A 15,064-nucleotide genomic window follows, 5' to 3' on the forward strand; every position below is an offset into this window, starting at 1 on the left:
TTTTTTTGATTAATTTTGACGCAATTTATAAAAAATAAGTTTTTCAATTTGTTTACAAAGGCAATTAAATCGATTTTATTTTTTAGTCCAGTTATGGTTTGCACCGTTTCTTTTGGACAAGTTAAGCAAAATAATAACGATAAAGATCACTCTAAGATAGTTTCTGATTCAGTAAAATTAGATACTATTATCCCTGTAAAAGAGAAATTAGAGTTTGTGGTAGAGCACAATTCCGAGGACGAAATACATAATCGTAAAAAACGTATGACTTACCTTTTGCGTAAGGCACATGTAGTTTACGGCGATATGACTATTGATGCAGATTATATCGAACTAAATTGGGATACAGGTGATGTATATGCCGAAGGTAAGCGCGATTCTATTGGGAATATTATTGAAAAAACTAAGTTTACACAAGGTCAACAAGAAATTTTGCAAGATGCTTTCAAAGTAAATTTCAAAACGAAAGTTGGAATTGCATATAACATTCGCATGACGCAAGAAGATGGAATCATCATTGCTGATAAAGCGAAGCGTGTCAATGATTCGGTAATGTTGTTAAAACGTGCCGATTTTACAACGGATACTTATTTTAAAGAAGGAAAAGATACTCGACCAGATTATTTTCTTCGCGCCAAAGAAGGAAAAATGATTGATAAAAATGGTAAGAAAACATTAATTACCGGACCTATCAATATGTGGATTTATGACGTACCAACGCCCTTAGCATTGCCATTTGGTTACATCCCAGCGATGGGTGCAAAACGTGCCGCAGGTATTTTGATGCCTCGCCCAGGTGAGCGTACAAATCTTGGTTTCTTTATCGAAGATTTAGGGTTTTATGTTCCATTTGGAGATAATTTTGATTTAAAACTTTCGGGAGATATCTATACAAAAGGTAGTTGGGCTACTAGAGCCGAGTCTACCTATAAAAAACGTTACAAATACAATGGGCGACTTGCAGCGAATGTAGAAAATCGCTTAACTGGTATCAAAGGTCTTACAGAAGGCTCTAATGCCTTTTCTAAACAAAGTATGTTTGGTGTTATGTGGTCACATAGCCAAGATCCGAAAGCAAATCCATATTGGTTATTCAATGCCAATGTTAACTTTTCGAGTTCGAAATATTACCGTGAATCTGTACGAAATCAATACATTAATACTGGACAAGTTTTTACAAACAACGTTAACTCGTCTATTAACTTAACAAAAAACTTTGAGAATGCTCCACTAACAGCTCAGTTGAGTATGTCGCACTCTCAAAATTACAATACTGGAGATATTAACATTGCATTTCCTCGTTTCAACTTGACTATGTCTCGTATTTTCCCGTTTGCAAAGAAAAATATGCCAAAAGAAGGTTTAATTCAGAATCTTGGTTTAACGTATAGTATGCAAGCTGGAAATGAAGTTAACACCAACGACAAAGACATCTTTACAGACAAAATGTGGAAAGATCAAATGCGAATGGGTGCGAATCACAAAATTGGTTTGCAGACAGGTATTACACTTGCTAATTATTTCCCATTAACACTTTCTTCTGACTATAATGAAGTTTGGGGTGATAATCGTTTGATTAAAAATTACAATTCTGTTAACGGAAAAATAGAGGACACAACATTGAAAGGATTCAATTCATATCGAACATTTAATTTCAATGCTTCTGTTTCAACTAATATTTATGGATTATATCTTAATCCAAATAAAGATGCTAAGATTTTAGGAATTCAGCACGTGATTACACCATCTATTGGTTATAGTTATACGCCGGATTTCCAAAGTCAATCTTGGGGATATTACAAAGCTTATCAAAACCAAAATCAAGAAGAAGTTTGGTACAATCAATATCAAAACATGTTGTATGGTGTATCAATTCCTGGTTTGACAAATTCATTAAACTTTGGAATTTCGAACAACTTAGAGATGAAAGTAAAAGATGCAAATGACCCGAAAGGTTTCAAAAAAGTAAAGATATTTGAATATTTACGTTTGAGTTCATCTTATAACTTCTCTGCAGATGAATTTAAACTTTCTCCAATCAGTATTAACGGAATGACATCTTTGTTTGATAGAAAAGTAAACGTACAATTTTCGTCAACTGTTAATCCATATAAAATTCAACGTTACATGAATGCTGAAGGAAGTGAAGTTGCTCAATACATTGATGAACTTGGCTTAGGAAATCTTCGTATTTCGAATATGACATTAGGAACTGGTTATACATTTGACAATAGTACATTTGGCGGAAAACGTTTCGATGCCAAGAACTATAAAAAACGTGGAACAGTTCGTGATGAAAATTTCTATTATGACAGCGATAATTATGCGCAATTTGCTATTCCTTGGAGTTTAACAGCTAATTTAAGTTATAATTATAGCAAAGGAACAGAACGAAAAGGAAGTAGCACAGGTTCTATTGCAATGAATGGTAAAATTTCGCCAACACCATATTGGGCAATTTCTGCAAATGCAACTTACGATTTCATCAAAAGTGAAATAACTTATGTACGTTTTGGTTTTGAAAGAGATTTACGAAGCTTTACCTTATCATTCAACTGGACACCAATGGGAACATATAAAAGTTATGATTTCTTTATCGGAATCAAAGCATCAATCTTACAAGATTTAAAATACAACGATAGATCAAGACTTAATTACTAAAAAAATATTAATATGAAAAAACAAATCGTTCATACAGAAAAAGCACCACAAGCAATTGGACCTTATTCACAAGGTGTAAAATACAACGGATTTATTTACACATCAGGACAAATTCCTTTCAATGTAGAAAAAAATGAATTGGTTACAACAGGTATTCAAGATGAAGTTCATCAAGTAATGAAAAATGTAATTGCAATTTTAGAAGCTGGCGGAACAACAATTGACCAAGTTGTAAAAACAACAATTTTTGTTAAGGATTTGAATGATTTCAACGCAGTTAACGAAGTTTATGCTTCTTATTTTAATGACGAAAATTATCCTGCACGCGAATGTGTAGAAGTTGCTCGTTTACCACGCGACGTAAATGTTGAAATTTCTGTAATCGCTATTGCAGACTAATAAAATATTATGCTAAAAGACAAAACTGTATTAAGAAACACAATTGCTGTAATAGTAGGATTAGCTGTTATCTACGCTATCATACAATTTGGTCTTATATACAACGCGGATAGATTGGGATGGGACAACAAAGTTTTTCCGGAATGGAGACACATCATCAAATACTTTTCGCACCAAGAAGGAAAAAAATTCGAAGTTCAATTTTTTGGATCAATGCTCGCAATTAGTGGAATTGCAGCTTTAGTTGGAGGTGTTATAACAGCACTTATCGTAAGAAGAGCTAAACAAGCTTACACGATGTTTGTAGGTTTTATTGTGTTAATCGTTGCATTAGGCGACGTTCTTATCACGCCTTATCACCCAACTTGGTACGAAATTGCGATCTGTCCAGTTTTATTCTTTTCATCATGGATTGGAGGTTTAATTGTAGATTTAATTTACAAAAGATTTTTAAAAAAATACAAACCATCCAGCCAATCATATTAAACTAACATTATGTCTGAAAAAGATAGAAAAATTAGAGTTGCCATCTCGATTGGTGATTATAACGGAATCGGAATTGAGGTTATCTTAAAAACCTTACAAGAAAAAGAAATAACAGAGTTTTTTACGCCTGTTATTTTCGGTTCAACCAAATTATTATCGTATCAAAAAGATCGTTTAAAATTTGACCGAATCAATTTTCAAGGTATTCAAGATGCGAATCAAATTGTAGACGGAAAAATCAATGTGGTTAATCTTTGGAAAGATCAAATTGATGTACATTATGGTAAAGTAACCAAAGAAGCTGGTGAACACGCTTATCAATCATTAAAAGCGGCTGCAAAATCTGTTTCAGATGGTTTTACTGATGTTTTGGTAACGGCTCCAATTAATAAAGATAATATTCAGTCCGAAGAATTTCATTTCCCAGGTCATACCGAATATTTAGGAGAAATTTGGGGAGGAAAACCTTTGATGTTCTTAGTTTCAGAAAAATTGAGAGTTGGTTTAGTAACGCAACATATTCCAATTAGCGAAGTTGCAAAACAAATTAATCCAAAATCTGTTTATGCAAAAATTCAACAAATTCATAAAAGTTTGATTGAAGATTACGCCATCGAAAAACCAAAAATTGCAGTTTTAGGTCTTAATCCTCATGCAGGTGACAATGGTCTGTTAGGATCAGAAGAAAAAGAAATTATTTCGCCAGTTATCGAGCGTTGCATTAACGAAAATCAATTAGTTTTTGGACCTTATTCGGCAGATAGTTTTTTCAATCCAAGTAATTTAGACGCTTTTGATGCGGTTTTGGCCATGTATCACGATCAAGGATTGGTGGCATTCAAAACAATTAGTTTTGATGAAGGCGTTAATTATACAGCTGGATTAAAATTTGTACGAACTTCGCCAGATCATGGTGTGGCTTACGACATCGCAGGAAAAGGAATTGCAAACGAAGAATCATTTAAGGAAGCTATTTTTTCAGCGATCGAATTATATAAAAATCGAAACGAATACCAAGAGCTAACAAAAAATGTATTGCAACATATCCATCTAAAATTAGAAAAAGGCGATAATAAAGAATAAAAATTTAAAATAAGTTGCAAAGAGCTATTAATTTTAAATAAATTAGATTATCTTTGCACACCTTTTTGTGGTATGGACAAGTTAAAAAATTATAATATTGTATTTACAAGCTTGCCTTTTGGTAAGAGTGATTTTACATTCGAATTATCACAATCGTTCTTTGATTTATTTGAAATTGAGCAAGATTTTGACAATCCTAATTTAATTGCAACAATTATTTTAGATAAAAAATCAACAATGCTTGAGTTAGAAATCAGCTTAAAAGGAGACATTACAGTCCCTTGTGATTTGACTGGAGAATTGTTTCAACAAGAAATTTCAAATAATGCAGAATTAATTGTTAAATTTGGAAACGAGTTTGACGATACTGATTTTGAAATGTGGGTAATTCCAAGAGAGGAATACCAAATCAACGTTGCGCAAGTTCTTTATGAATTGGCAATGTTATCAGTACCAACAAAACGAATTCATCCAGATGTCTTGAATGGCAAAAGCGATTCTGAAATGATTGAATTGTTAGACCAATACAGCATTTACGAATTAGACGAAGATGAAGAATACGAGCATTACGATGAAGACAACAACAATGATGACGATGACGATAATAACGACATTGATCCTCGTTGGGCAAAATTGAAAGATTTGAAACCTTAATTGGTTTTTATTATTAAAATAAATTATAGAAATAAAGAAAAAAAAGTAGTTAGATATGGCACATCCTAAGAGAAGACAGTCGTCAACAAGAAGAGATAAACGTAGAACACACTACAAAATCGAAGCTCCACAATTAGCAATCGATAAAACAACAGGTGAAGCACATTTATATCACAGAGCTCACTGGTCTGACGGAAAATTATACTACAAAGGTAAAGTAGTATTAGAGAAAGTACAAGAAGTTACTGAATAATATAATCTTCGAAAGATTTTGAAGCTGTTTCTAAAAAGAAACAGCTTTTTTTATTTTTTTTTCAATACCTTTGAAATCGTTTTATAAAAAACAAACATAAAAGGTCAAATAAAAAACCGCATTATATGGACATTAAAGACATTCAAAATTTAATTAGATTCGTATCAAAAGCAGAAGTTGCTGAAGTAAGCATCAAACAAGATGACATCGAAATCAAAATCAAAACTTTAGCAAGCGTACCTGCACAAGTTGCATCTCAACAAATTTATGTACCACAAGCTCCTGTAGCTCCAATTGCCGCTCCTCAAGCGTCAGCAGCTGCACCAGCAAATAACTCTACAACATCAACAGAAGAAGAAAATAGTAATTTAATTACAGTTAAATCTCCTATGATTGGTACTTTCTACCGTGCTGCAGGACCAGGTAAAGAACCTTTTATTAATGTAGGTGATGCTATTGCTCCAGGTAAAGTTTTATGTATTGTTGAAGCAATGAAGCTATTCAACGAAATCGAATCAGAAGTTTCTGGAAAAATTGTAAAAATCTTAGTGGACGACGCTAGTCCAGTTGAGTACGATCAACCATTATTCTTAGTTGATCCAGCTTAATCAATTACATCTAAAAAATTATGTTTAAAAAGATATTAATCGCTAATAGAGGTGAAATTGCAATGCGTATTATACGTACTGCAAAAGAAATGGGAATCAAAACGGTTGCCGTTTACTCTAAAGCAGACGAGACTTCATTACACGTACGTTTCGCTGACGAAGCTGTGTGTATTGGTCCTGCTCCAAGTAAAGATTCGTACCTAAAAATGGCTAACATCATCGCGGCTGCAGAAATTACTGACGCGGATGCTATTCACCCAGGTTACGGGTTTTTATCTGAAAACTCAACTTTTTCTAAAATCTGTGCTTCTAACGGAATCAAATTCATCGGTGCTTCTGCAGAAAATATCGAGCGTATGGGAGATAAAGCCAATGCGAAAGCTACTATGAAAGAAGCTGGTGTTCCTGTAGTACCAGGTTCTGATGGTTTATTAGAAAGCTATGAGCAAGCCTTAGAAGTTGCGCGCGAAATTAAATACCCAGTTATGATGAAAGCTACTGCCGGTGGTGGTGGTAAAGGTATGCGTGCAATTTGGAAAGAAGAAGATTTATTACACGCATGGGAATCTGCTCGTACAGAAGCTGCTGCAGCTTTTGGTAACGACGGAATGTATATGGAAAAATTAATCGAAGAACCACGTCATATCGAGATTCAAGTTGCAAGTGACCAAAACGGTAAAGCTTGTCACTTATCAGAACGTGACTGTTCTATTCAACGTCGTAATCAAAAATTAGCAGAAGAAACCCCTTCTCCAATCATGACAGACGAATTACGTCAACGTATGGGAGATGCAGCAGTTAAAGCTTGTGAATATATAGGTTATGAAGGTGTTGGCACAATTGAATTCTTAGTTGACAAACACGGAGATTTCTACTTTATGGAAATGAATACTCGTATCCAAGTAGAGCATCCAATTACTGAGCAAGTAACAGGTTTCGATTTAATTCATGAACAAATTATGTTAGCGGATGGTGAGCCAATCTCTGGTCAAAACTATTATCCAAACGGACATTCTATCGAGTGTCGTATCAATGCAGAAGATCCTTATAACGACTTCCGCCCTTCTCCAGGGAAAATTACAAATATTAATATTCCTGGTGGTAACGGTGTTCGTGTTGATACACACGTTTATGCTGGATATACAATTCCACCAAATTACGATTCTATGATTGCAAAAATCATTGTTACTGCACAAACGCGTGAAGAAGCAATAGCAAAAATGAAACGTGCGTTAGGGGAATTTTATATCGAAGGTATCAAAACAACGATTCCTTTCCACTTACAGTTGATGGATAATCCAGATTTTATCGCGGGTAATTACACAACTAAATTTATGGAGGATTTTGTTTTTGACGAATCTTACGCAAATTACGGAGAATTATAAGAAATTAAATTTTCGAAATATTGAAAATCCAGAACGTATATTCTGGATTTTTTTATGTCATTGTGTCAGCAAAAATCAAATGGCTTAATTGTTGAAAATATCACCTCAGAAAAGTAGTAAATAATCAATTCAATCATTCCATCTAAAATCAAAATATCAAGTATTTGATAAGATTCCATCCGAATTGTTAATTTATAGTGATTGAATTGATTGTAATATTACTTTTTACTATTAAAAATCATTAATAATTTATACATTTGCACTCCAAATTTAAGGTAGATGAATATTACTAAAAATACAACAGACAAATTAAACGCAGTATTAACTGTAACTGTTGATAAGGCAGATTATCAAGAAAAAGTAGTTGATGTATTAAACCAATACAGAAAAACAGCTAACATCAAAGGTTTCCGTAAAGGACAAGTTCCAATGAGCTTTGTAAAAAAACAATACGAACAAGCTGTTGTTTTTGATACAGTTAACGAAATTTTACAAAAAAGTGTATCTGAATACATCAACACAGAAAAATTATCAATCTTAGGAAATCCAGTTCCAGTAATGAAAGATGTTGATTGGGATGCTGATCAATTATCATTTGATTTCGAATTAGGATTAGCTCCAGAATTTGATGTTGATTTATCTAAAGTAGAAGTTGACAGCTACAAAGTAAAAGTTGCTGACGACGAAATCCAAAAATATGTAGATAATTTCGCTGCTCGTTTTGGATCATTAAAATCTTTAACTGAAGCTGAAGCTGAAGCTGTTTTGAAAGTAGAAGCTGCTGTAGAAGGACAAGAAGCTAAACCAACATTTATCCGTTTAGAAGAATTGAAAGATGCTTCTGCATTTATCGGTAAAAAAGCTGGTGATGTTGTAGAAGTAAATTCTAACGATATTTTTGACACTGCTGAAGAAGCTGCACAACAATTGAACACAGAAGTTTCTGAAGAAGGAACTAACGTTACGTATACAATCAAAGAAATTAACAAAGCTGAAAAAGCTGAAGTTAATCAAGAATTATTTGATAAAGTTTATGGAGAAGGAGCTGTAGATTCAGAAGAAGCTTTCCGTAACAAAATCAAAGAAGAGTCAGAAAACATGTACAACAAAGAATCTGACAAACAAATTATCAATGATGTTGTAGCTAAATTATTAGATACAGTTCAATTTGATTTACCAACAGAATTTTTAACAAAATGGTTAATCACTTCTAACGAAAATGTAACTTCTGAAGAGCAAGCGAAAGAAGAATTGGTAAAAATGGACAAAGGTTTACGTTACCAATTAATCGAAGCTAAAATTGCTGAAGTTAACAATGTAGAAGTAAATGCTGAGGAAGTAAAAGAAGCTGCTTTTGCTGCAATCAAAGATCAATTAAAAATGTACGGTCAAACTTCTATTCCAGAAGAAACATTACAACAAATTGCAATGTCTGCTTTACAGAATCAAGAAGAATACAACCGTTTATCATACCAAGTGTTTACAGACAAAATGTTAGACATCTTCAAAAACAATGTAAAATTGAACGAGAAAGAAGTAACATTTGACGAGTTTGTTGACATTATTACAGAAAAAAATAAAGAATTAGCAGAAGCTTAATCACTTCTAAAAAATTCTTTATACCTTTCATTTAAAATCTAAATTTAATAATGAAAAACGTAGGAGAAGAATTTAAAAAATATGCGCTGTTAGACAAAGGAATTAGCTCTTTACATATGGAGAGTTACATCCAAAATACAACGCCTTACATCGTTGAAGAAAGAAAATTGAACGTTGCACAAATGGACGTTTTCTCTCGTTTGATGATGGACAGAATCATCTTTTTAGGAACAGGTATCGATGATCAAATTGCCAATATTATTCAAGCGCAATTATTGTTCTTAGAAAGTGTGGATGCGACAAAAGACATTCAGATTTATGTTAACTCACCAGGTGGTGGTGTTTATGCAGGATTAGGAATTTACGACACAATGCAGTTAGTAAAACCAGACGTTGCAACAATTTGTACAGGAATGGCAGCTTCTATGGGAGCAGTTTTATTATGTGCAGGTGCAGCAGGAAAACGTTCGGCTCTTAAACATTCTCGCGTGATGATTCACCAACCTTTAGGAGGTGCTCAAGGACAAGCTACTGATATGGAAATTACATTGAAGGAAATCTTGAAATTGAAGAAAGAATTATACGATATTCTTGCAACTCATTCTGGTCAAACTTTCGAGCAAATCGAAAAAGATGGTGAACGTGATTACTGGATGACTTCACAAGAAGCAAAAGAATATGGAATGATTGACGAAGTTTTATTGCCTCGTAAATAATTTTAAATTCAATAAAAATACAAAAAAAGGATACTCAACTTATTGAGTATCCTTTTTCGTTTACAAATACTTAAAAATTTGTAAAACAAAAAGAAAGAAACATAAAAAACAATAATCTAAAATAAGATAACTTCATCCTTTATTTTACCATAATTTATACTGATAGAAATTAACAAATAAATATTTTCTATCTAAAAGAAAATAAATACCTTTGCATCTTAATTAAGTATAGAAAATTGGAAGAAAATAAGTGCTCTTTTTGCGGAAAAAGCAGAAACGAAGTAAATATTTTAGTGTCTGGAATCGACGGTAATATTTGTGATAATTGCATAGAACAAGCTCATGGTATAGTTTTAGAAGAATCGAAATTTAACGAAAATAACGATTTGATAAAACCTTTAACGCTAAAATCTCCGAAAGAAATTAAAGAGTTTTTAGATGATTATGTGATTGGTCAAGACCAGGCAAAAAAAATATTGTCGGTTGCCGTATACAATCATTACAAAAGAATATTATTAGACAAGGATAATGATGTAGAGATTGACAAATCGAATGTTATTTTAGTTGGAGAAACAGGAAGTGGAAAAACATTATTAGCAAAAACAATTGCTAAGTTATTAAATGTTCCATTTGCAATCGTTGATGCAACTGTACTTACAGAAGCTGGATATGTAGGAGAAGATGTAGAAAGTATTTTGACGCGTCTTTTACAATCTGCTGATTACAATGTAGAGCTTGCCGAAAAAGGAATCGTATTTATTGATGAAGTAGATAAAATTGCACGTAAAAGTGACAATCCATCTATTACACGTGACGTTTCTGGAGAAGGTGTACAACAAGCTTTGCTTAAAATTTTGGAAGGAACTATTGTTAACGTGCCACCAAAAGGAGGACGTAAGCATCCTGATCAAAAATTTATAGAAGTTAATACAAAAGATATTTTATTTGTGGCTGGTGGAGCTTTTTCTGGAATAGAAAAACACATTGCAGATCGTTTGAAGAAACACGTAATTGGTTTCAAGAATGAGGATCACAAAGAAATCGAAAATCTTTTGGATGAAGTAAATGCACAAGATTTGAAAAACTTTGGTATCATTCCAGAATTAATTGGACGTTTACCAATTATTACGTATCTTAAAGCATTAGATAAAGAAGCGATGAGAGCTATTTTGACAGAACCAAAAAACTCTCTAATGAAACAATATACAAAACTTTTTGCCCTAGACGGAAAAGAGCTTGTAGTGACGGACGAAACCCTAAATAGAATTGTAGACCGTGCCAATGAACTGGGTTTAGGAGCTCGAGGATTACGAGCAGTTACGGAAGAAATCTTTACTGATTTAATGTATAACATTAAAGATTTACCAGAAAAAGTTATAATATAATCTGTTGAATAGTAACTTATTAATAAATATTTTTATATTTGTAATAAAATTATTATTTAATTTAATAGAAACCTACCAAAAATAACATAATTTATGAAAAAGAATCTACTTGCTTTATTCGTACTTGGTGCGATATATAGCGCTTCTGCGCAAGATACGTATATCAAAGACGCTGTGATAGTCAAAGTTAATCCTAATACTTTATTCTATAACGGAGGAAATGTAAATGTTAGTACAGATCAAATAACTGCTACAACTGAGAAAATAATTAATCAAGGGAATATCCAAATTAAAGGTGGTTTTACAAACGTAAATGAAACTGGAAAAAACTTTGTAAACAAGTACACTAGCTCAACATCTTATGGTCAATTAATCATTAAAGATGCTAGTAGTGTTACAGGAAAAGTAGCTATTGAAAGATCTGTTCCTGATTTAACAAATGATGAATATATTATCTCTTTACCATACAAAAACACATTAGCAAAAGATGTTATAAATTCTATGACTGGAGGTAATTTCTTTTCAGGAAATTGTGCTATTAATGTAGATTGTGGTTTAGACAAAAGGTATACTCAGTCTCTTTTTGTATGGGATGTAGAAGAAACAGAATATGATGCTGTTGATAACAATCATACTATTACTCCAGAACGTAGATATTTATTAAATTTAAGAAATGGAACTAATGTAAAGTCTACAATTAATTCTTTAGGAGCTGTTAATTCGTTAGTATTTGCTGGTATTCCTAATAACAATCAAACAAATTATACTCTAAAAAGTGGATTAAAAGGAAAATCATCTGATTTTGCAAATCTTGCTTGGAAAGATTGGAAAAATAGAATCAATAATTATGCAGAGTCTTATGATTCTTATTTAGGAAATCAAACAGGAACTAAATATGATACTGATGTACTTTTTGGAAAAAACTTACATAGACTAGCAAATCCATTTACATCAAATTTAGATTTATCAAATGTAAATACTAATTCTTCATGGATTACATTTGCTACAACTGCTGGCTCAAATCAATCACCAGCAAATGCTTGGGGAGCATTAAGATTTAGAGTATTCAAGGTAGCTAATGATTACATAATTAAATGGAATAGTAATTCAGGAAATACTAGTACAGGAAATACAACTGCACTTAGTGCTTACTTATCAAAAAATGGATCAAATAATAATTATTTTTGGATAGGAAGTCCTGAGGCTTTATTAGTAAAACCATATGAATCATTCTATGTAGACTATTACGCTATTAATTCATCTGTTAATGGAGGACGTATTGTTAGTGCTAATGTAAACCTTAAAGATAGTAATAAAACATTTAATAGTAATTTTATCACAACAGGAACTTCTAGTCCTGTTTATAGTAGAAGTTCACAAAATCAAACAAATCAAGACACCACATTACTTGATAATCAAGAATTAAAAGAAAATGGTTTAGTTACAGATTTCGATTTTACTCAATTAGAATTGTATTTAAGTCAAGAAAATACAATCCAAGGAAGTCCTGCTTATTTGTTGAATGCAAATTTTATGCAAACAGGTAACTCAACAACAGCAAACACTGTAGATAACCCAATATTTTTCTATGAAGAAGACAAAGAAGGAAATGTATTGTTAGATTCTCAAACATTAACTAATCAATTCAATAATGAAGATTATGTTGGTAAACCTTTAAGAATAGGTTTTTATAATTTAGAAAATGGTAAAAACTATCGACTAAACCTAAATCTTTATGAATATTCTATCTTAAACAAAGTACAAAACCTAAGCTTAGGTAAGTATTATTTATATGATAATGTTACAAAAAAAGCCATAGATGTTAGTGAGGCTACTGAATTAAGTTTTGTTGCTGATGATAAAATTAACGAACGTTTTGAGTTTTATTGGAATGAACTCCCAACTACGTTAGGAACAAGTGATTTAACTAGAACTGACGCTACTTTTCTTTATACAAATAATGGAAGTCAGTATGTTAGATTTGAAGATAAAAATACAACAGCAGATATTTCAATTTTTGATTTAACTGGACGTCAAATATTTTATAAAACAAATATTATGACAAATACTGATTATAAACTTAATCTAGCAAATATACCTACTATGTATGTTGTTAAAATAACATATAAAGATGGTAAAGTAGTAACGAAGAAAACCATTAACAAATAACCTAACTATGAAATTTTTTTTAAAACACATATTGATTATAACAATATTTTTTAGTTTTACTACATTAGAAGCTGCTAATTTACCTGAGCCTTGTGAACCAGGTTTTGAATGCTCTGGTGGTGGTGAAGAAGAAGGAGGGGGAACTGGAGGAAGAAAAGTTCCGATTCATGATTATGCGCCTATTTTAATCGTTACAGCTGTAACAATTGCAGGCTATTTTTCCTACAGACAAAGACAAATTATTAAAAAATAAATTCATACTTTTAAACCTCAATCTATTCGATTGAGGTTTTTTTATTATATCAAACAAACTATGAAAAATAAATTTATACTACCGCTTGTTGTTTTAGGAAGTTCTGTTTTTGGACAGTTTAACGTTTCTGGACAAATAGAAAATTATGCTAACAAACCTGTTTTGGTTAAGATTTTCGAGAATGCCGAAATGAAATTAATCAACAATGCGATTACTGACAACAATGGAAATTTCTCTGTAAAAGTTCCGAAAGCATACAATGGTTTTGTACGTATTGATTTACCAACTGGAGAAAATCTTTCGTTATTAACAGATAACAAAAATCTAAAATTCAAAACGGTAAGTGGACAAGAAATGTCTTCTAAGCTTGAAATTTTAGAGGGAAATACACAAAAAGAATACAATAAAGTTTTAGCTCTTCAACCATTAAATGAAATTCAGAACCAAGTTTTTCCTTATTTAATGCAAATGTATAAACCGACTGACGAGTTTTATACAGCAATGGTAAAAGAAGATAAACGAATAAAAGAGTTGAAACGTAACGAAAATTTCTCACCATTAATTACCTATATTAATGAGTTGAATGATTTGAAACAAAAAGCTCAAACAAATAAAGATACTGAAACCCTAAATGAAATTGTAAATCATTTTGTAAAAGATGATGTACGATTGGAGCAATCTGGAATCTTTAATGATTTAGTTTTTGCTTATATTAATGGAAAATTAGCTGTTGCTAACAATCAAGATGTAGAAGGAAATTTAATTGCTGCTACAGACGAAATTTTGGTTAAAACAGATATCAAAACAACAAGAGGTCAAAATGTATTGACAACTATCTTAAACTTTGTTCCTGAAAAAGAATATGCAAATTTTCATAAAAAATACGTAGATAAAGTAAAAGGTTTGACTTCTAACGTAACAGATCAATTGAAAAAGAAAGTAGGACAAAGCGCTTCTATGCAAGCAGGAAGTAAAGTTCCAAATATCACTTTTCCTCAACCTATTAACGGAAAAAAATCGTTGTATGATATCAAAGCAGATCAAAAATTAATTGTTTTCTGGGCTTCTTGGTGTCCTGCTTGTCAACAAGAGATCCCGCATATTAAAGAGTTTTACAAGAACTTTAAATCAAAAGGCGGAGAAATTGTTGCCATTTCTTTAGACTACGATCAAACAGCGTTTAATAGCGCTACAAAAGATTTACCTTGGTACAATTATACTGATCTTTTGAGATGGGATTCACCAATCGCAGCTGAGTTTGGAATAGAGTCTACTCCTACTCTAATTTTGGTTGATAAAGACAACAAATTAATTAAGAAAGTTCATCATATTTCTGAGTTAGAAGTATCGAAATAATAACGAAAAAGCTACATTGAAAATCAATGTAGCTTTTTTATTTTATTGAATTATTTT

14 protein-coding genes are annotated in these 15,064 nt (G+C 32.0%); all 14 read left to right on the top strand.

Annotation, left to right across the window (positions count from 1 at the left end):
* The first annotated feature begins 48 nt into the window (after window positions 1-48).
* The 14 genes from G0Q09_RS00510 (at window position 49) to G0Q09_RS00575 (ending at window position 15,007) form a co-directional block, all read left to right on the top strand.
* Window positions 49-2,661: a putative LPS assembly protein LptD gene (locus tag G0Q09_RS00510; protein ID WP_219033626.1), complete on the top strand. Its 2,613-nt coding sequence runs from the start codon at window positions 49-51 to the stop codon at window positions 2,659-2,661.
* Between the two features lie 12 nt (window positions 2,662-2,673).
* Window positions 2,674-3,060, top strand: a complete 387-nt coding sequence (locus tag G0Q09_RS00515) for a RidA family protein (protein ID WP_125348731.1) — start codon at window positions 2,674-2,676, stop codon at window positions 3,058-3,060.
* 9 nt (window positions 3,061-3,069) lie between these two features.
* A complete protein-coding gene (locus G0Q09_RS00520; RefSeq protein ID WP_125348729.1) occupies window positions 3,070-3,546 on the top strand; it encodes a hypothetical protein in 477 nt (158 codons plus the stop codon).
* A 9-nt stretch (window positions 3,547-3,555) separates the two neighbouring features.
* Window positions 3,556-4,629, top strand: coding sequence for a 4-hydroxythreonine-4-phosphate dehydrogenase PdxA (gene pdxA / locus G0Q09_RS00525; RefSeq protein WP_125348727.1), 1,074 nt, complete (start codon window positions 3,556-3,558; stop codon window positions 4,627-4,629).
* A 72-nt stretch (window positions 4,630-4,701) separates the two neighbouring features.
* Window positions 4,702-5,283, top strand: a complete 582-nt coding sequence (locus G0Q09_RS00530) for a YceD family protein (protein WP_125348725.1) — start codon at window positions 4,702-4,704, stop codon at window positions 5,281-5,283.
* Between the two features lie 55 nt (window positions 5,284-5,338).
* Window positions 5,339-5,536, top strand: coding sequence for a 50S ribosomal protein L32 (gene rpmF, locus G0Q09_RS00535; RefSeq protein ID WP_019975824.1), 198 nt, complete (start codon window positions 5,339-5,341; stop codon window positions 5,534-5,536).
* A 125-nt stretch (window positions 5,537-5,661) separates the two neighbouring features.
* On the top strand, window positions 5,662-6,144 hold the full coding sequence (accB, locus tag G0Q09_RS00540; RefSeq protein WP_125348723.1) for an acetyl-CoA carboxylase biotin carboxyl carrier protein: 483 nt from the start codon (window positions 5,662-5,664) through the stop codon (window positions 6,142-6,144).
* Between the two features lie 20 nt (window positions 6,145-6,164).
* Window positions 6,165-7,529 (top strand): acetyl-CoA carboxylase biotin carboxylase subunit, encoded by a 1,365-nt coding sequence (accC, locus tag G0Q09_RS00545; RefSeq protein ID WP_219033627.1) that lies wholly within the window; start codon window positions 6,165-6,167, stop codon window positions 7,527-7,529.
* A 279-nt stretch (window positions 7,530-7,808) separates the two neighbouring features.
* Window positions 7,809-9,128, top strand: coding sequence for a trigger factor (locus tag G0Q09_RS00550; RefSeq protein WP_180905001.1), 1,320 nt, complete (start codon window positions 7,809-7,811; stop codon window positions 9,126-9,128).
* 50 nt (window positions 9,129-9,178) lie between these two features.
* Window positions 9,179-9,844 carry an ATP-dependent Clp endopeptidase proteolytic subunit ClpP gene (gene clpP / locus G0Q09_RS00555; RefSeq protein ID WP_038331995.1) on the top strand — a complete coding sequence of 222 codons (666 nt, stop codon included), beginning with the start codon at window positions 9,179-9,181 and terminating at the stop codon, window positions 9,842-9,844.
* A 236-nt stretch (window positions 9,845-10,080) separates the two neighbouring features.
* A complete protein-coding gene (gene clpX / locus G0Q09_RS00560; protein ID WP_219033628.1) occupies window positions 10,081-11,229 on the top strand; it encodes an ATP-dependent Clp protease ATP-binding subunit ClpX in 1,149 nt (382 codons plus the stop codon).
* A gap of 93 nt (window positions 11,230-11,322) precedes the next feature.
* Window positions 11,323-13,398 carry a DUF8694 domain-containing protein gene (locus G0Q09_RS00565; protein WP_219033629.1) on the top strand — a complete coding sequence of 692 codons (2,076 nt, stop codon included), beginning with the start codon at window positions 11,323-11,325 and terminating at the stop codon, window positions 13,396-13,398.
* 31 nt (window positions 13,399-13,429) lie between these two features.
* Window positions 13,430-13,651, top strand: a complete 222-nt coding sequence (locus tag G0Q09_RS00570; protein ID WP_219033630.1) for a hypothetical protein — start codon at window positions 13,430-13,432, stop codon at window positions 13,649-13,651.
* A gap of 60 nt (window positions 13,652-13,711) precedes the next feature.
* The gene (locus tag G0Q09_RS00575) at window positions 13,712-15,007 is read left to right on the top strand and encodes a TlpA family protein disulfide reductase (protein ID WP_180905006.1); all 1,296 of its coding nucleotides are present in this window, start codon (window positions 13,712-13,714) and stop codon (window positions 15,005-15,007) included.
* Window positions 15,008-15,064: the final 57 nt, after the last annotated feature.

The organism is Empedobacter falsenii (assembly GCF_019308355.1).
GTDB classification, from domain to species: Bacteria; Bacteroidota; Bacteroidia; order Flavobacteriales; family Weeksellaceae; genus Empedobacter; species Empedobacter falsenii_B.